Origin of the sequence: Sporolactobacillus sp. KGMB 08714, from assembly GCF_036598985.1 — a bacterium.
Lineage (GTDB): Bacteria > Bacillota > Bacilli > Bacillales > Sporolactobacillaceae > Sporolactobacillus.
This window is the reverse complement of the sequence record NZ_JAUUBW010000045.1, coordinates 87,100-106,127: the sequence shown is the minus strand read 5'-3', so window position 1 is coordinate 106,127 and position 19,028 is coordinate 87,100. Positions and strand designations below refer to the sequence as shown.

Here is a 19,028-nt window from a genome sequence, read left to right as displayed (position 1 = left end):
CGGGCCCGCCTTATCTTAAGACGATTGCCTTCATTTGAAGCCCATCGCTCTCTATCCGGAACGGCAGTCCCGTGTTTTAGGATGGCGATCGTCTGCGCGGCGGCAGATCGCGGCTGTTCACAAGCGATCGCGATCATCATTTTTTATCAATCATCGGCACTCGGATAAAAAAACAAACCTGAAAGAGAAAAATATCCTCTCAATCGGGTTTGTTGCGTATGCCCGGCAATCTGCCTATTGCAGCTGCAGAACGATTTTCTGTTGTTCCAGCGATTCCTTCACATTGATCACTCGCTGATTGGACGATCCGCGGAATTTCAGTTTCAGATTTCTCTTTGCCAGATCAAACTGGCCGTCGACAAGGACATCAAGACCGTCCAGCATGTTCCTCCTCCCGGGATCTTCCAGCAGCTCCTCGAACGTAAAGCCTGTCCAGCACCAAATATCTTTCCCTTTGCACTCCCGTCTGACACGCTGCACGAGACGCGTCAGCGTCGCCGGATGATCAAACGGCTCTCCGCCCAGAAGCGAAAGTCCCTGTATGCGTATATCGGGCTGATTCAGATCGGCAATTATCTGATTCTCAAATTCATCCGTGTAAGGCTTCCCAAATTTGGGATTCCAGGCAACCGCGTTCCAGCAGCCTTTACAGTGAAAGTGGCAGCCGCTTACAAACAATGAATGCCTGATTCCCGTTCCATTTAAAAAATCAAATTTTTTATAATCCGCATAATTCATCTTCTCTCAGCTGCACGGCGAAAAACAGAAGCAACAGATTCTGCTTCGCGCAGCACCGCCTCCCTCCCGGCTGACGAACTAACACTGCTGTTTTTCCCGGCTGTTGATTTCTTTCAGGCGCCCTTTAATCGGCTTGCGCTGAATGACGGAACCAAGGTAACCGCACAGCCGGCGAATGCACGATGTCGTCTCCGGATTATGATTGCCGCAGCTCGGGCACTTAAATCCTTCAGCCGTTGATTCGAATTCGCCCTCATAGCCGCATTCATAACACTTGTCGATCGGCGTGTTCGTGCCGAAATAGCCAATCCGGTCATAAGTATAGTCCCAGACAGCTTCCAGTCCTTCCGGATTGTCGACCAAAGACGGAAATTCGCAGTAATGGATGAATCCGCCGGCCGAATACGGCTCATAGTCTTTTTCAAAATCGATCTTTTCAAACGGATTGATTTTTTTCCGGACATCGTAATGAAAACTGTTTGTATAGTAATCTTTATCGGTAATATCCTTGACGCTGCCGAATTTCTGCTTGTCCAGGCGGCAGAAACGATCCGTCAGGCTCTCCGACGGCGTTGCGTAAATGCTGAAAGCGTAGCCTGTTTTTTCCCGCCAGATAAGGGAAACTTCTTTAAAGCGCTTGACAATATCCAGTGTGAACGCCTTGGCTTCCGGATTGTGCTCCCACTCCGGACCGTAGAAGACGGTCGCGGCCTCATAAAGCCCTATATAGCCCATCGAAACGGTTGCCCGACCGTTTTTGAAAATGTCGGAAACGGATTCGTCCGCATGCAGCCGCTTGCCGGTCGCTCCGTACTGATAAAGAATCGGCGCATTCTTTGCCGTGACCTTGTCCAGAGTATGGATACGGAACAGCAGCGCACGGCAGACAAGATCGAGGCGTTCTTCAAAAAGGCTCCAGAACGCCGTTTTATCGCCGCCTGATTCCAGAGCGATCCGCGGTATATTCAAGGTAACGACGCCCATATTATTGCGCCCGTCGGTCACATATTCGCCGTTTTCTTTATAGGAAGGCAGAAACGAGCGGCAGCCCATCGGCGCCTTGAAATCGCCGGTCACTTCAACGATTCGGTCATAATTCAGGATGTCGGGATACATGCGTTTGGTCGCGCATTCAAGCGCCAGTTCCTTGATATCATAATTCGGGTCGCCCGGTTCAAGATTCAGGCCTCTTTTAATTGTAAAAACAAGCTTCGGAAAAACAGCGGTTTTATGATCTTTTCCGAGGCCGAGAATTCTTACATTTAATATGGCTTTCTGAATCTCGCGCGCGAACCAGGACTCTCCCAGCCCGAAATTCAGCGTAAAGAAAGGCGTCTGACCGTTGCTTGAGAACAGCGTATTGATTTCATATTCGAGCGACTGCATCGAATCATAGATTTCTTTCTTCGTCATTTCGTATGCATAGCTTTCCTGCACGGCCGGATCGGAAATCCACGCCTTTGCGGTTTTCAAGTATTTATTGAAACTGATTCTGGCATAGGGTTCCAGCACTTCGTCGGCGCGGTTGAATGACGTGCCGCCATAAATATTCGATGAAACATTAGCCACTATCTGGGCAACGAGCGCCGTCGCCGTCTTGATCGATTTCGGCCGTTCCACATCGGCATTTCCGATTGAAAAGCCGTTTTTCAGCATACCCCTGAAATCAATCAGCATGCAATTGTACATTGAGAAAAAAGGCGAATAGTCAAGATCATGAAAATGAATGATCCCCTCATTATGAGCGGCGGCAAACTCTTCAGGCAGAATATGGCGCAGAGCATAATCCCGTGCCGTCACGCCCGCAAGCAGATCGCGCTGCGTGTTAAAAACCTTTTCGTCTTTATTGGCATTTTCGTTAGCTACATATTCATCCATATTGATTAAATCACGAATTTTATCATCCAGTGTTTTTTCTTTAATCACCGGTTCTTTAATCATTCCTGTCCCCCCTACCTAGGCTTCAAAAATATTATATAACAACATATAGTAGGGTCAAGAGGCATCATTATACAACATATTGATTAAAGACGCAATTTCGTTGATTTTCTGGATAACAGTGCGGAAAAAGAGAGAGAACCCCTCTTGTGACAACTTTTCGAACGCAGAAAAATGAAGAAGCATACGAATCTATCGGAGACAATGCCGGAACAAAAACTCTATACAACTTATATCGGATATTCGGCTCAACAAATAAACAGCTGTTTCTTAATTTTATCGGCGGGCAGAGTAGGGTGGCTGCTGATGCGGAAATGTGTATCCATGCCCCATGACAGCGGACGGGTCGCTTTCGCTGCTTTTTTCAGGCTGAAAAAAGACAGCGGCAGCTGCGGCACGGGTGCTAAGTTTTGACTGCTGCCTGACACCCGTCTATAATTAAAATCACCGGAAATCTTTTAACAGCACGTTTGTAAGCGAATACATTGTCTGTGCCAGGAGGAGAGCGGATTATATGGCAGTAAAAGAAAACCGTCGTCAGGACATTGATCAACTGCTGACCGATATTGCCGTTTATGTGAAAGACGGATCGATTGAAAGTAAAGAAGCCTTATCAACCGCCCGCCTTGTTTTAATGGATACTGTCGGCTGCGGCCTGCTGGCTCTGCGTTTCCCCGAGTGCACGAAACTGCTCGGGCCTGTCGTGCCGGGCACGGTCGTTCCGAACGGAGTCCGTGTGCCCGGGACTTCCTATGTTCTTGACCCTGTCCAGGGCGCCTTTAACATCGGCTGTATGAACCGCTGGCTTGATTTCAACGACACATGGCTTGCGGCTGAATGGGGACATCCTTCCGACAATCTTGCCGCCATCCTCGCGGCAAGCGATTTCATCAGCCGTTCGAACCGTTCTAAGGGAAAAGCGCCGCTTCTGATGAAGCAAGTGCTGGAATCAATGGTGAAGGCTCATGAAATTCAGGGCGGGCTGGCACTTGGCAACAGTCTGAACAGACACGGGCTGGATCACGTGCTGTTTGTCAAAATCGCTTCCGCAGCGGTTTCATGCGCCCTCTTCGGCGGCAGCGGGGAAGACGTTGCGGCGGCGGTTTCACAGGCGATCGTTGACGGTTCAAGCCTGCGCACATACCGGCACGCCCCGAATACCGGATCCCGGAAATCATGGGCGGCAGGCGATGCGGCGAGCCGCGGCGTCCGTTTTGCGCTGATGACGCTGCATGGGGAGATGGGATACAGGACCCCGCTGACTGCCCCCGGATGGGGATTTCAGGATGCACTGTTCGGCGGACAGAGCCTTGCGCTGGAACGTCCGCTCGATTCCTATGTCATGGAAAACGTCCTGTTCAAAGTTTCCTATCCTGCCGAATTTCACGGACAGACGGCGCTGGAGGCGGCAATCCGGCTTCATCCCGAGGCCGCCGGAAGGCTTGACGATATTCAGCGCATCGACATCACAACTCATGAATCCGCCATCCGCATTATCGACAAGACGGGACCGCTGCGCAATCCGGCCGACCGCGACCACTGCATTCAATATATCGTCGCCATCGGTCTGATTTTCGGTACGCTGACCGCCGATCATTACGAAGACGAAACAGCCGCCGATCCGCGCATCGACCGGCTGCGTGCTAAAATGCAGGTTGTCGAAAACGAGGCCTACAGCAGAGACTATCTGGATCCGGAAAAGCGGTCGATCGCCAGCAGCGTTCAGATCTTTTTCAAAGACGGAACGGAAACAGAGCGCGTTGCTGTTGAATATCCGATCGGCCACAGGAGGCGGCGCAAGGAGGCCGTGCCCCTGTTAGTCGATAAATTCAGAAATAATTTGCTGACGGCTTTCACTGAAAAGAAAACAGAACAGATTCTCTCGCTTTGCCTGGACAGCAGCCGGCTTGAAGCCACGCCGGTAGATGAGTGGATGGATCTGCTTTCATTTGCCTGAGAAAGATATTAAAAAAATAAGCGGATCGGGAGGAGATTTTTTTGAGCTGGATTGTTAACGAACAAACACCGCAGAAGCAGCTGGCCGAACAATTCCGCCGGCTGATGGAAGGCCCGGAACTGTTACAGATTCCCGGAGTCCATGACGGCATGTCGGCGCTGATTGCCAGGAAAGTCGGATTTGAGGCGCTTTATCTATCGGGAGCCGCTTACACCGCAAGCCGCGGCCTCCCTGATCTCGGCATTATCTACTCTGATGAAGTTGCCGAGAAGGCGCGTGAACTGGTCCGTGCCGCCGATCTCCCTCTGCTCGCCGATATCGACACCGGATACGGCGGAGTGCTTAATACGGCCAGAGCGGCAAAAGAAATGACAGAAGCCGGGGTGGCGGCCGTTCAGATTGAAGATCAGCAGATGCCGAAAAAATGCGGACATCTGAACGGAAAGAAGCTGATCTCTTCCGAAGAAATGCAGCAGAAAATCCGGACGATCAAGGCCGCGGCTCCGGATCTCGTTGTTGTTGCGCGGACAGATGCCAAAGCCGTCGAGGGAATTGAACGCGCAGCCGTCCGGGCACGGGAATACATCGCCGCCGGTGCCGATGCCGTCTTTCCCGAAGCGCTCACGTCCAAGGATGATTTTCAGACCATGCGGCGCGCAGTCAGCAAACCCCTGCTCGCCAATATGACCGAGTTCGGAAAGACGCCTTATTTTACCGCTGAAGAATTCGCCGGATTCGGCTTCAATATGGTCATCTACCCCGTAACCTCAATGCGGGCGGCGGCCAAGGCGTGCGAACAGGTTTTCAGTGAAATTTTCGAAAAAGGGACGCAAAAAAACAGGCTCGACAGCATGCAGACGCGAGCGGAGCTTTACGAAACGATTGACTACGATAAGTATGAATCCCTCGACCGCCATATTGCCAAAACCGTTCTTCCCGAGATCGGAAAAGAGGGAAAAAAACCTTAATCCACCGCATCCGCGCCGTTTCATGGCATATAAAGAAATCCTAAGACATAGCGAAGATCAGTCAAACGTCTTTTTCAGAAAACGGCAGAGGCCGTTTTCGGCACATGAATAGTCCGTTACTTCATCCGCCTGCTCCTTTACGTGATCAGGCGCATTTTTCATGGCGGCGGAATGGCCGGCGATCTGAAACATTGGCAAGTCATTTTCTCCGTCTCCGACGGCGAGCGCCGATTCAAAAGAAAGGCGGCAGCGGTCAAACAGGATCCGAAGGCCGCTCGCCTTCGAAACCCCTTTCGCCGTGACTTCTGCGTTATTTGGCGACGAGGAGAAAACTTCGAACGGTATTTCCCGGCTCAGTTCGGTCAGCTCCTGTTTCCATCGGCGGATTTTTCCCGCATCCCTGCTGAAGAAATACATTTTACTGGTACTGGAATATTCCGATTCGGCGATCGTTTTTTCCCAGGCGATTGTTTGATTGACGGCCTGCAGACGGGACAGCCATTCATTTTCCGACACCGAGTCCGGTTTAGCCCCGTGAACCTGTTCCAAAATATAGGGCCGGTCGCGGACAAGCGTGACACGCCCTCCCGCCGTCGGGATCAGCTCGTAGTACAGCTCAGCCCGTTCCGCACGTCTGACCAGCTCCGGGGCAAGCCTCTCGGGAAGCACGCCCTGAAAAATATTGGTTGTTCCCACATAAACAGCCATACCGTTTGCCGTAACCATACCGTCAACCGGAAAATCCTGCGGCAGTACCTCCCAAGCAGTTCCGTACGACCGCCCGGTGACGGCAAAAATATGAACGCCGCGTTTTCTGAGCACCTTTAAATAATTTCTCAATTCATCCGTCACTGTATTTCTCGGAGTCAGCACGGTTCCGTCAAGATCCATCATCACTGTCTGGTACACGTTCATCCCGCCTTTCAAAAATACAACCGTTTTTCACACTGCTCCATTCTATCACATGCGGCAGGCTTTAAGGAACACGTAAGGATCAACGATAAAAGTGGGGTAAGAGCTTTCTTGATTGAAATGAAGCACTCTGTGATCACTAGTCAGTGGCATTGGATAAGGGAACGACGAAGCTTATTGTAAACCTCACAATCCAAATAATTTCTTTGGAAAGGATATCTTTCTTTTTAGAAATCATCCTCTTAAACGACATCCATTCGTCAACTGAATAAATGAACGGCAGAGACCGATAGGAGTCCTGCCGATATTAATCCCTGGTTTTCAGTGTGAGAGCTCTAAAACATACAACGGACAATGGGAAGGCCCGATTAGTGCAGCTGAAGGCACTGTGTTTCTCACTCCGATTTCTATTTATTTAAAGTTATTCATACTCCAGTCATAATTATGTTGTTGACTCGGAGGCTGATTGCCTGATTAACAGTTCGGCGAAAAAATAATTTAATGCTCCTGAGACAAAATAAAGAAAGTTGCTACAGCCCTGGCAATCAAATTTTTTTGTTCGTTCACAATCTCACAATCCATAACTAGGGTTTCTTTTCCAATGTGAATTGTTTTCGCGGATATGTTCAGTCGTTCTCCCTGTCCGGGGGCAATAAAATTGATAGAAAGGTCCATGGTCACTGCAAACTGATTTTCATTCACTATTTGCGCAGCTAATTCTCCCATTGTCGTGTCGGCCAAGGCTGCAAGAACCCCTCCGGAAACCATACTCATTCCATTGAAGATGATCGGCTGAACGGGTACAGAAGCAATGATACTTTTTTCTGTCAGCTCCACTAAACGGAATCCAAACAATTCTTTTAGAAGCAGATACTCCTTATGGTCAGCTCGCAATGTTTGTATAAATGCCCCCATTACTTTTTTTTCAGAAGGATTTAGGGAATTCATATATTGAGTGACTAACTTGAAAAAAGGAACCTGTTTATCAATCATCTACACCGCTCCAATCTGGACATTTTGTCTAGTCTATAAGTTGAATGTGTCCAACATAAAATTCGTCTAAAAGTAAAGCCTTCGTTGTTTCAATCAGCAAACAGGATACGGGTCAGAGAATCACCCTTCACCGTACTGCTTTAGAACTTCTGATTCATCAAATTTTCTTTAATCGACTGTAACATACCCTCTGATACCAAGATGTTCCTCAATACTTTAATGAACTTGATTCATCTAATGTCAATCCTTTTGTCTCAGGAGCCATAATTATTGATACAATCAGTCCAAGAACCGAGATCGCCACGCCGACAAGCATCGTCAGTCTGATCCCATGAGCCTTCATGAAAATTGGTAATGCATAAGTAGACAGCACGGTCCCGATTCTACTAAAAGCCATCACTGCACCTACTGCCGAAGCACGAATTTCAGTGGGAAAAAGTTCATTTGGATAAAGCCACTGAAGAATACCGGGGCCGCCGGAAAAAAATGCATAAATTCCGAACGATACAATAACGACCCATATATTCGCGTTGGGTAAAAATTCTAAAACAGCTAATGCAATGCTCATGATTGCAAAGCTTCCAATTAACAGAGGACGGCGGCCTATGGAATTCAGCCAGAACATCGCCGGAATGCAGCCTATAAGGAAAAACAAGCTAATGACGATATCCCCCCAAATGGCCTGCTTCGCAGCCTCGAATCCGAACGCATTCAATATCTGAGGACCAAACGTATATAAACCGAACATAGGAACAACCTGGCATATCCAAATAATACCGATAAATATAATTCTTCTAAAATATCCTTTTTCAAATATCTTGCTGTATCGCGTTTTCTTAACTTCCCCCGTCTCTAATGCCACATCAACCCCAAACAGCCGCTGGACAATAGCACGCGCCTCCTCAACGCGGCCTTTACGCACCAGCCACCGGGGCGATTCCGGCGTTCCCCATCGACCGATAAGCAATATAATACAGGGGATGCACGTACTGCCCAGCATCCATCGCCAGCCTCCGTCTATATCATACAAATAATATCCAACAATATCCGCCGCTGTCGCGCCAACGTACCAAACAGCTGCAATAAATCCCATACTGATAGCTCTGTACTTTCTCGGCGTAAATTCCGACACAAGAGAAGTGGCAATCGGATAGTCTGCCCCGATAACCACTCCGATTAAAAATCTCATAATAACCAGCTGCATGGGAGAAGAAATAATCATAGTCCCAAGGGAAATGATTGCAATAACGATGACATCAATGGTAAACATCTTCTGACGCCCCACCAGATCAGTTATATAGCCGAACAGTGCCGATCCTATAAAAATTCCCGCCAGTGCGGAAGCCCCGACCAATGCGCTCCAATAAGCATTCAGATTCAGCTCTGGTCCCAGTTGGACAAGGGCGACTCCTATAATTACCAGAACATAGCCGTCTAAGAAGGGACCGCCGCTGGCAAAGAGTATCATCTTTTTCAAATAAGGTGTAATTTCAAAATCATCCAGTATTTTTTCTGATTGCATGCTCTTGATCTCCCTTTATTTTTGTATACTTTTATCTCCCTCTCTTTGAACAAATCATTAAGGCTGTTCCCTACGCCATATTTTAAAAATTTTTAGAAAATATTAATCAGGAAAAATTTTTTGTAATGATTCCTCTCATAATAGACACACGATCATGATTCTGCTGAAAATGATTATTTGTGCGGAGGTTCTTATCATATTTTCCCTATAAAACAAATGGAAGCAAGGCGAAGTCCATGTATAAGCGTTCTAACGTTTCCATCGCATTTTTATAATTTCATGGAGCTTCGCTTTTACTTCCTTAAAAAAAGTTTTATAGATGGATTCAAATTTTGAGCGGACTCAAGATTTTAGATCGTTTCTGAAATGGAAATAATATATTATTTCCATTCTACTAATCCGTAATTTAGATGATTGACACCCGTTTCCGCATTGGCAACTCTAAAATGAACGACATTGTGTCCCATTTTCCATATCTGAGTCTTTATGGTAGAGCCCGGATAGAGCGGAGCGGTAATACGAACCTTGAAACGTGTAATTTTTTCAGGCTCACCGGGAAAAAGTGATTGAGTAATATGCCGGCATGCAAATCCTGAGGTACTCAAGCCGTGAAGGATCGGTTTTTTATAACCGCATTTTTTTGCATATTCCCAATCCGCATGGACCTTGAACCAGTCACCCGATAATCTGTAGATGAGCGCCTGATTTAAGGGGATCAGCTCTGTGACTTCATAATCGGGCTCTCTGTCCGGAATTTCCACTCTGACAACCGGTTGTTTGGGTCCTCCGAATCCGCCGTCATAAATTTCTATATCTGTACTTTCGTTCGTAAACAGTTTTTCTCCATTCTCATCGTAAGTGGTTGCTTCATTTAGGGCCAGGCAGCCCTTATTAGGTCCCCGATCATATATGTTCTTAAGCACGCACGTCGTACTTAATTTACCTGATGTTTTGATCAATGGCTGATAAAATCTGATATCGAATCCCCAATGAAGCGAACCATCCCAGTTAAAACCGAAATCCATAGCCTTGCTGACTTCATGTGCCTCAGCAAGCATAGCTCCATATATAGGAATAATTTTTAAATTTTTTTCATATACATAATCCAGGTCAGTGATGCCGTCGGCGCCGGCACCGCAGCCAAGAGCGAAAATAATCAGATCTTTATAATCATATTCATGTACAAAGGGTCCAAACTGTTTTCCAATCATGTCCAATTTAAGTACCAATTTAATCATCCTTTCTCATTATGGTTTGATGAAAATATGCGCCTGTATGGCCGCTTTCTCACAGGTGCCATCATGTCCCTTCCGGTTCGTCCGTCAATGAAGGCAACCCTTATACTGTTCAAAGAGACTGTCCGCTTGATTGTCTTTATCATTTATTCGGCAGCTTTTCCTTCCTCATGCTTCGCACGTATCAACTTCCACCATTTGGCAGTCTGCACTATTTTTCACATCGTATTGAATCAATAATTTTAATACTGTGTTTAAATAGTCGTTGTATAATATGCCTCTTATTTCAACAACTTTTTTTGTATTTTACCTGTCCCTGTCCTAGGAAGAGATGTCACTACTTCTATAACAGAGGGAACTTTGAATTTAGCCATATGACATTTGCAGTATTCCATGATTTCATCAGTTGTAAGTTCTTCGCCGTCCTTAAAAACGACAAAAGCCTTGACTGCCTGATCGCGAATAGGATCGGGAATTCCTATCACTGATGCCTCAGCAACTTTTGGATGAGCCATCAGAATACTCTCAATTTCAGTGGACGATATATTTTCTCCCGACCTTTTAATCATGTTCACCTTTCGATCCACAAAATAAAACCAGCCTGATTCATCCACATAACCTTTATCGCCAGTATGCATCCACCCATCGCGATTCAAAGTTCTTGCCGTTGCATCCGTGTCATGATAATATTCCTTCATCAGCGTGCGCCCGGGTATTCCTTTTATATAGATCTCGCCAATGTTATTGGGAGGAAGTTCATTCTCGTCTTCGTCAATAATTCTTGCTTCATAGGATAGGCCCGGTTTCCCTATTGAGGGCCACTTTCTTTCTCCGCACGGCGGATCGCCAATGACTCCGACAAGGGACTCGCTGAGGCCGTAAGAATTTAAAAGTTTCACATTAAAACGTTTTTCAAAAGCATCTTTTTCCTGATCCGGAAGGGCAAGATAGTAGAATACATCACGAACGCAGTGATCTTTTTCCCAATCTTGCTGGGGCTGCAGCATCATCGTACGAACTAACATCGGGATACATTCCGTCATTGTTGCTTTATAGACGCAGACCTGTTTCCAGAAACGTCTTGCACTGTACTTTTCCACACTGATCAGCGTAGCGCCGACTGTCAGAATAGGCATGACGGTATTTAACTGGAAATCGACATGAAAGGCAGGCATGATTGTCAAATAACGATCTTCGTACCTTAACGAAAGTTGCCAGGCAGTGAAGGTCCCCGCATATAACATGTTGCATTGCGTAAGAACAACGCCCTTAGGCTTTGATGTTGTACCGGATGTGAACAATATTTCTGCAACATCGTCACTGCTTAAAGGCCTGAAATTTTTTAATTCCTTAGGTTGTGCTCTTCTGCCCTTTTCAAAATTAAGCGTGCCGGGAACTTGTTTTGCGGTTCTTGCTAATAATATCGTCTTCACATCATGATCATCATTCGGTCGATTACGGCTTGTAACATACAAAGGCAGAAACTCTTCCTCAATGACTGCAGCAGCAACGCCGTCGCATTTTTTAATGATATAGTCACATTCTTCTTGGGTATATTGCGTATTTAAAGCAACCAAAATAGCTCCGATTTTTGCCAGCCCGAACCAGCACATTAAAAACTCAGGACAATTATGAAGCTGGACGGCAACCTTCTCATTCTTTTTTATTCCAAGATCAAGGAAAAAATTTGCCGTCTTATTAATCTCTTCATTAAGCTGCGAATAGCTGAATTCATTGATGCCGCCTTCGCAGTCGCGAAATATCAGGACTGTTTTTTCTTTGTAAATCCGGGCTATTTCATCCCACATATCACGCAAAGTCTTACTCCCCACTATATCAGTCACTTTTCCCACCTCTGGCTAAATAACTAACTCTAGTCTTGTTTGATGCCCGAAACAAAGTAAAATGATAAATGAGATTTTTACACATTTACAAAGATTAATTATTTGGAGAAGGGAATCAAATATACTCCATATATTCCTTATTATGGATTCTATCTGTAAGATTTCCCTCCTAAACTATTCAATCAATCATTAACAATGATTTTATCCGTACCGGAATTCCACACCTTTCGTGCCTTCAGGATATTCCCATTTTTTTACAACCGTGCCGAGACATAAAATCCGACAGGTTCCGCATTCCAGGCATCCTGCATAATCAAAGGACAGCGTCCCGTCTTCATTGAGTTTATACAAACCTGCCGGACATGCATTAACCAGTTTCATTTTCTCTTTTCTATCAGGATAAGAAGAATCTATCTCTATATGAGGATGGTGCTCATCAACGAAATATTTATTTGTACCCAATTTTTCCTCAACGGTCATATTCATAGAGATCTCACTCCCCTTATGCCGTCCCTTACCAGATTCATGATACCGGCGGCGCTTATATGCTTTTTCATCCGTTTTCTTAATGGAATTGCCGGGGTTCCGTCAATAACAAAAATATCGGCCATCATGTTGGAAATCATCGTCGGATACTGGTTGAATAAACGTTCATTTTCTATGAACGCCGGGAATTTCTTATAAACAGAAAGGTCATGCATAATAAAACTATCATCGAGCAGGGTCTTGTAGACTTTGAGAGAGGAGGCAGTATAATCCTCTTTTTCCTTGGCCTTAATAACAGCTTTTGCAGCCAGCTCTCCTGAAGCAATAGCCAGATCCATTCCCCGTACCATGTAACCGATATTTAAACAAAATCCTGCCGCATCGCCGCAAATCAGAAATCCGTCTCCAAACAAAGTCGAGACCATTGACAATCCGGCTTCAGGTACCATATGGCCGCTTCTTTCAAGAAGTTTGCCATCTTTTATCAGAGGAGCTATTTCAGGATGACTGACAAAGTTTGTAAACATTTCCTCTACCGTTTTATTGTTTTCACCTATATGCTGCAGGCTCAGAACTAAACCTACAGAAAGGCTTTCCCGATTTGTATACAGAAAACCTCCGCCAGTCAATCCATTGGTAGGAGTTCCGGCAAATAAACATGCGGCACCCTCTTCCCCTGCCAGGCCGAAACGCTCCTCTATAACCTTTGCCGGCAGCTGATAAACCTCTTTAACACCTACGGCAACTTGAGAGGGACGGACCTTTTCTCTTAATCCGGCTTTTTCAGCCAGCAAAGAATGAACACCATCGGCCAGAATAACGACATTGGCCCTTATTTCCTCGCCGGCGCAGATAACCCCGGTAACTCTGCTATCCTCCACAATCAGCTGATCAACCTTTACACCAGCAGCGGTTATTGCACCGGCTTCTTCTGCCTTGTCGAAAAGCCAGCGATCAAACTTGCCACGCAAAACAACGTAAGAATCGCTTCCTGCCGCAGCAAGCCGCGGCGAGTGATACTTTATAACAAAAGCATCTTTTTCAGTCAGCATGCCGATATATTCTTTGTCCACTCTTCTCTCTACCGGCGCTTCTTTGGCAAAGTCTGGAATTATTTTTTCTAAACTATGAGCATAGAGACGGCCGCCAGTCATATTTTTGGAGCCGCTGTAATTACCCCGTTCGACGATGAGTACTTCCAAGCCCTGCTTTGCCAGAACGTAAGCCGCCGTAGAACCGGCAAGGCCTCCTCCTACAATAATGGCATCAAATACGCTCAACCGTATCACTCCTACAATTTGCTTTATTACTACAGAAAATAGCTCTATAGCCCCTTACGGCCCTCACGAGCAATCTATTTACAATTGCTCCAGAAGCTGTTAATAGTTCTCGACGCACATCAAATATTTATTTTTGTGTTCTGATTTTCTCAACAATTTTTGGCAAAACTTTATATAGATCCCCTATTAGGCCAATATCAACCTGTTTAAAAATCGGGGCATTTCTATCCTTATTAATGGCTATCAGTGTTTTAGCCTGATTGACGCCTACCATATGTTGAATTTGCCCTGAAATGCCGATGGAAAGATAAATATCCGGTTTCAGAACCGCACCGGATACGCCAACATAGCGATCCTTGCTCATCCATTTCATACCCTCTGCAACCGGCCGGCTGCAGGCTGTTTCGGCCCCAATCAACGCTGCTAGTTCCTCTGCCATCTTTAAATCTTCTTTTTTTTCAAACCCTCTGCCGACGCCAACAACCCGTTTTGCGGCACTCAGATTGACTGGCTCGCTTTGTTTGGAGTGAATCTCCAGTACACGGATGCCGGCATTATCCGCCTTCGAATAAATGTGGGTCATCTCGCCCGACCGGGTCTCATCCATCGGCACGCAATCAAAAAGATCAGGTTCCACCGTTACGACTGCAGTTTCCGATGCCGCTTTTTCCATTCTGACGGCTGCCCCTCCGTAAACCAGCCGTTTCACGACGATACCATCATCCCCCGCGGAGATTTCCGATATATTCGAAAAAACGCAAGTGCCTAATTGAGACGCAATGCGTCCGGCCATAAGTTGGCCGCATGCCGAGGAACTAAATAAGGCAAGATCTGCCTTCCCTTCCTGCAGCAACTTCACAATCGATTGGGAGTGCCCTTCAATCATTCCGGAGTTCTCGGGCCGATCAAACAAATAGACCCGTTCCGCTCCCAAAGCAATAGCTCTCTTTGCCTGATCTTCACTGCCAAATAAAACGGCACACAGATGTTTTCCAAGCTGAGAACCGCCGCTGCACAATTCATCAGCGGTTTTAGAATCATCGGCAATGATCCAAACATTGTTAACGGTCACGAAATATTCACCTCTGCTTTAACTACTTCAATTCAGCAATAAGCTTTTTCACAAAATCATCTATAACCTCGTCAGATTCGCCTTCCAGAAGATCTAACCGCCGATCGACCTGTCCGGGTGCCAGCGTGCTGAGTATCCGGCCGGACGGTTCAACAGCAGCCAGACCTATCTCAGCTAATGTAAATTGAGTCAGCGGTTTTTTTCTGGCAGCAATGATATCTCTCATTCCCGCTATGCGCGGAGTATTTATTTCAGATGTCACAGACAGCACCGCTGGTAATGGAATCTCCAAAACCTGGATTTCATTTTCCAGCATACGCTCAACCACCGCCTTTTCTCCTTGAACCGTTATTTTGTTGACTGCATTGACAACAGGTATCCCCAACAACTCACCTAACTGATTGCCGGTTTCCTGCGCGTAGAGATCTGATGAGCCTGCTCCGCAAAGAATCAGATCAAAATCGCCCATTTTCATTATTGCGGCTTTCAGAATGGCAGCCGTCTGATAAGTGTCCGTTTCTGTCTGTTCATCCATCACCAGATACAAATCATCCAGACCCCTTGAAAGAATATCCTTTTTCAATTTCGGATTATCCAGATAACTTCCTCCAACCACCAGACCTGACAGTTTGCCGCCCACGGTTTCAATAATTTGTTTGCCCGCCTCGACGGCATTTAGATCATACTGGCCGAATTTCCATTCCGCCCGGCTGAGCGACAGCTGTCTATCTTTTGTAACAATAATATCCTGCTCCTCAGGAACCGCCTTACAGCATGAAATGATTCTCATTTTTCCACCTTCTAAATGACTCAGTCTTATGACGTATTCTAATCGGGAAATTGCAACCCATCGAACGCGATCTTCTAACAAACCGGACTTCGGCTTTATTCCTTTTGCGCGGTTTTAATAATGCCCTTTCGGCTGAGTTCCCGTATATGTTGCTCCGAATAGCCCAGCCGGTCCAAAATAGCTTCAGTATCCATTCCCCGCGCAGGCATTGGCCGCCAGACCTTGCCCGGATTTTTTTTGAACTTGGGAAATACATTCGGGCCCGTGCATTTTTTACCTTGAAGCGTTTCCCACTCGATCAGATCCTTACGAGCCAAACAATGAGGATGGTTTTCAATTTCTTCATAGCTCATCATTCTCATTGCGGCAATATCGTATTGGGCCAATTCCTTTTCGGCTTCATCGGCTGTTTTGTTCAAAAAATATTCATCCAGCTTTTCCTCCAGTTGCGGGCCCTTAGGGCTATCGAACCTAACACTGCCGGGCATATCTTCCGGATAATCTTTAGTCCCGATCAGATTTCCCATTCCGATCAGGTTAAACATTGCTTTGATTTGTTTGGCACCGACCAATTCCAAAGCAATGTATCGGCCTCCTTTGCACTTATAGACTCCGCAGCCTATCTGAATCGGATCTTTTCCTTTATTTGCACGTGGGTACGTTACTTTGTCATTAAAGTAATCCATCATGTAATACTGGCCCATACGCAGAATAATCTCATGCATAGCAACGTCTATGCTTTCCCCTTCGCCCGACTTCTGTGCACGGTAGAGAGCAGCTAAGGAGGCTCCAAGTACCATGAGCGCTGTGAAGTAATCCGCGGCATATGGAAAAGCCGGCGTGGGCTGCTCTTTTGTTCCGTTTTGCATCAGATAGCCGCTGAATGCCTGTGTTGTAAGATCATAGGCAGGCAGATTTACAGTGTTTTCATCGCCATCCAATCCCCAACCTGTTACGTGGGCAATAACCAAAGATTTATTGTGCTTCCACAGCAGCTCATCGGTAATGCCATGTCTTGCGAATGACGGGCCTTTACTTGATTCAACAAGGATGTCCGTCGATTCCATCAGTTTCAGGAAGGTTTCCTTTCCTTCGTCCGAAAAGATATTGATGGACAGGCTGTGCTCGTTTCGGCGGTCCAATTCCGCATAATTACGTTCTACTCTTAATGAGTCATCGTGTTTTACATGTTCAATCCAGGTAACATCTGCTCCCCATTCAGCCATCATCTGCGGGCCGAATGCTCCGGCTACTTCCATCGCGGAAAATACAACTTTCAATCCTTGCAGCGGACCGAATATCGGCATATCTGAATGATCTATCATTGTTCTTGTCTCCAGCCTTTCATGAAATTTTAGAAAGCTGCTTCCTCAAACTTTAATTTACCGATACTTTTTAAGCGTTGCTTTAGCAGCCGTAAGAATCTGCATTTCGTCGGTTCCTCCGGACACTCTGTCTACGCGAATGTCCCGCCAAAAACGGCTGATACGATGATTACCGGCGATGCCGATGCCACCCAGAACCTGCATGGCGGCATCGACGACTTCAAAACCGGCATTGGCACAATAATACTTGCACATCGCTGCGTCTCCCGAGTCCATGATTTCATTATCATACTTCCACGCTGCCTCATATAACAGGTTCCGCATATTATGAATCTTTATCGCCATATGAGCAAATTTCTCTTCATTTAACTGGAACCTCCCAATCTTCCGGCCGAATTGTTCTCTTTGATTCGCGTACTTAGCCGCGTCCTCAAAAGCACACAGGGCGATTCCATAATCGCAGCATCCGACTAAAAATCTTTCAAAATCAAATTCTTCGGCAACTCGCTGCATGCCGTTTCCTTCTTTTCCAAACATATCCTTTTCATCTAATGCAACATTATCAAAGTATATCTCACAACAACTATCCATTCTTTGACCCAGTTTAGATAGCTTCTCTATTTTTATGCCTGATTTTTTCATATCCACGAACCATTCGGTTAAATTACCGTTTTCAGAGTCTTTTGCCATTACAACCAAATAGGGGGCTCCTGCTCCGCTTGTAATAAAAGTCTTATGGCCATTCAGATAAACCTTTCCATCTTTTCGGGTATATGCAGTCTGAAGCCCCCCTACGTCTGAACCCGCTCCTGGTTCGGTAATCGCTGAATTCCACATTTGTTTGCCGCTGCCGCGCAGTGCCATTATTTTATCAATCTGTTCTTCTGTTCCTTCACGCAGAACTGTATTAAATCCGGTCAGCTGATAGAGGACATAAGTGGGTACACCTAACCTCCCCAGTTCTTCCCAAGCAGCCGTCACAGTCATCAGACCCGCTTCAAGGCCCCCGTATTCTTCAGGCAATAAAAGACTATCAATGCCTATATTGGCAAGCTCTTTTACAAATCTTTCCGGATAGCGACTGTTGGCATCGCATTCCTCAAAATATTTTCCCCAGTTTTCCCTGCCCATTAATTCCCGAATTCTTGATATTAACAATTCCTGCTCGTCCGTCAGCCTAAAATCCATCATTCAGCCTCCCAAAAATTTCTTAAGTGCCAGCCAATCCAATTTCTAAACCGGTACAGACTAAACCTTTCCAAATCTCGCCTCCCATCGCTTGAATCCTGATTTGCCGGCTCATCCCTTTCTGTTCCTAATCTAAAAAAGCATTCACAGCTATACATGCAAAAATCATGCCAGATTCTCCATATCAAAAAAGCAGTGCTGCTATCCGAAATAGGCCCTATCATCCACCTCGCCAATACAGAGTCAGTTCAACAAAACGGCATCACTTAAAAGAGTCTGTAAAATATTTTTGACAAGTACAATGATTTTGTTGGGTAAGAGATTTTGAAGTAAACCGTTTCCAAGAAACAACGTAAAAGTTTTTTGACAAATATATTTCCTCATCATTGCCGTTCCGTTAAATCCAAGGGGCCTTGCGAAAATATTTATCCTTTAGACACGGCTTTTACCTCTGATGGGCAGAAAAACAGATTGACCTCATACTATTCACATTTTGTCATTAAGCCGCTTAATTTGATTGAATATGAATCATTGTATTAAAAATCACTCCTTTTTTAAAAAACTTGATGTACCCTTAAAAAGGTTATGATGAACTAGGATTATATCTTCATAAAAACAGCCAATCTTTTATTTAGGTAAAGCCGCATTTCTAATTATTAATTAATAGGCATTCAGCCAAGTCCTGCCTTTTTAAGTCCATACACCTATTGCAGCACAGAAACTTTAACTGAACTCTTATTGCCTGACCGTATTCAGATGATTGATTCATCCATTAACCGC

15 protein-coding genes and 1 pseudogene are annotated in these 19,028 nt (G+C 45.8%); 3 read left to right on the top strand and 13 right to left on the bottom strand.

Annotated features, from left to right (window positions below; all coding sequences use genetic code 11):
- Positions 1-234: 234 nt before the first annotated feature.
- On the bottom strand, positions 235-738 hold the full coding sequence (nrdG, locus tag Q6A92_RS16740) for an anaerobic ribonucleoside-triphosphate reductase activating protein (protein ID WP_332238786.1): 504 nt from the start codon (positions 736-738) through the stop codon (positions 235-237).
- 78 nt (positions 739-816) lie between these two features.
- A pseudogene (gene nrdD, locus Q6A92_RS16735) lies at positions 817-2,652 on the bottom strand (anaerobic ribonucleoside-triphosphate reductase); the annotation flags it as partial.
- 198 nt (positions 2,653-2,850) lie between these two features.
- On the opposite strand from nrdD, the gene Q6A92_RS16730 reads away from it, so the two are divergent.
- The 3 genes from Q6A92_RS16730 (at position 2,851) to prpB (ending at position 5,601) form a co-directional block, all read left to right on the top strand.
- A complete protein-coding gene (locus Q6A92_RS16730) occupies positions 2,851-3,090 on the top strand; it encodes a hypothetical protein (protein ID WP_332238785.1) in 240 nt (79 codons plus the stop codon).
- 100 nt (positions 3,091-3,190) lie between these two features.
- The gene (locus Q6A92_RS16725; RefSeq protein WP_332238784.1) at positions 3,191-4,633 is read left to right on the top strand and encodes a bifunctional 2-methylcitrate dehydratase/aconitate hydratase; all 1,443 of its coding nucleotides are present in this window, start codon (positions 3,191-3,193) and stop codon (positions 4,631-4,633) included.
- Between the two features lie 41 nt (positions 4,634-4,674).
- A complete protein-coding gene (gene prpB, locus Q6A92_RS16720) occupies positions 4,675-5,601 on the top strand; it encodes a methylisocitrate lyase (protein ID WP_332238783.1) in 927 nt (308 codons plus the stop codon).
- 57 nt (positions 5,602-5,658) lie between these two features.
- On the opposite strand, the gene Q6A92_RS16715 is transcribed toward prpB, so the two are convergent.
- From Q6A92_RS16715 to caiA, 11 genes are all read right to left on the bottom strand, one after another.
- Positions 5,659-6,516: an HAD family hydrolase gene (locus tag Q6A92_RS16715; RefSeq protein ID WP_332238782.1), complete on the bottom strand. Its 858-nt coding sequence runs from the start codon at positions 6,514-6,516 to the stop codon at positions 5,659-5,661.
- Between the two features lie 495 nt (positions 6,517-7,011).
- Complete coding sequence (locus Q6A92_RS16710; RefSeq protein WP_332238781.1) at positions 7,012-7,506, bottom strand: PaaI family thioesterase; 495 nt, start codon at positions 7,504-7,506, stop codon at positions 7,012-7,014.
- A gap of 208 nt (positions 7,507-7,714) precedes the next feature.
- Positions 7,715-9,028, bottom strand: coding sequence for an MFS transporter (locus Q6A92_RS16705; RefSeq protein ID WP_274401379.1), 1,314 nt, complete (start codon positions 9,026-9,028; stop codon positions 7,715-7,717).
- A gap of 380 nt (positions 9,029-9,408) precedes the next feature.
- The gene (locus Q6A92_RS16700) at positions 9,409-10,266 is read right to left on the bottom strand and encodes a MaoC/PaaZ C-terminal domain-containing protein (RefSeq protein ID WP_332238780.1); all 858 of its coding nucleotides are present in this window, start codon (positions 10,264-10,266) and stop codon (positions 9,409-9,411) included.
- Between the two features lie 278 nt (positions 10,267-10,544).
- On the bottom strand, positions 10,545-12,095 hold the full coding sequence (gene caiC, locus Q6A92_RS16695; RefSeq protein ID WP_332238811.1) for a crotonobetaine/carnitine-CoA ligase: 1,551 nt from the start codon (positions 12,093-12,095) through the stop codon (positions 10,545-10,547).
- Positions 12,096-12,308: 213 nt separating this feature from the next.
- The gene (locus Q6A92_RS16690; protein ID WP_443029748.1) at positions 12,309-12,593 is read right to left on the bottom strand and encodes a ferredoxin family protein; all 285 of its coding nucleotides are present in this window, start codon (positions 12,591-12,593) and stop codon (positions 12,309-12,311) included.
- Complete coding sequence (locus Q6A92_RS16685; protein ID WP_332238779.1) at positions 12,590-13,882, bottom strand: FAD-dependent oxidoreductase; 1,293 nt, start codon at positions 13,880-13,882, stop codon at positions 12,590-12,592. Before Q6A92_RS16685 ends, Q6A92_RS16690 begins: the two co-directional genes overlap by 4 nt.
- Positions 13,883-14,000: 118 nt before the next feature.
- Positions 14,001-14,945, bottom strand: a complete 945-nt coding sequence (locus tag Q6A92_RS16680) for an electron transfer flavoprotein subunit alpha/FixB family protein (RefSeq protein WP_274401383.1) — start codon at positions 14,943-14,945, stop codon at positions 14,001-14,003.
- Between the two features lie 22 nt (positions 14,946-14,967).
- Positions 14,968-15,735, bottom strand: coding sequence for an electron transfer flavoprotein (locus Q6A92_RS16675; protein ID WP_274401384.1), 768 nt, complete (start codon positions 15,733-15,735; stop codon positions 14,968-14,970).
- Between the two features lie 95 nt (positions 15,736-15,830).
- Complete coding sequence (gene caiB / locus Q6A92_RS16670) at positions 15,831-17,060, bottom strand: L-carnitine CoA-transferase (RefSeq protein WP_332238778.1); 1,230 nt, start codon at positions 17,058-17,060, stop codon at positions 15,831-15,833.
- A gap of 57 nt (positions 17,061-17,117) precedes the next feature.
- Positions 17,118-18,248: a crotonobetainyl-CoA dehydrogenase gene (gene caiA / locus Q6A92_RS16665; RefSeq protein WP_274401386.1), complete on the bottom strand. Its 1,131-nt coding sequence runs from the start codon at positions 18,246-18,248 to the stop codon at positions 17,118-17,120.
- Positions 18,249-19,028: the final 780 nt, after the last annotated feature.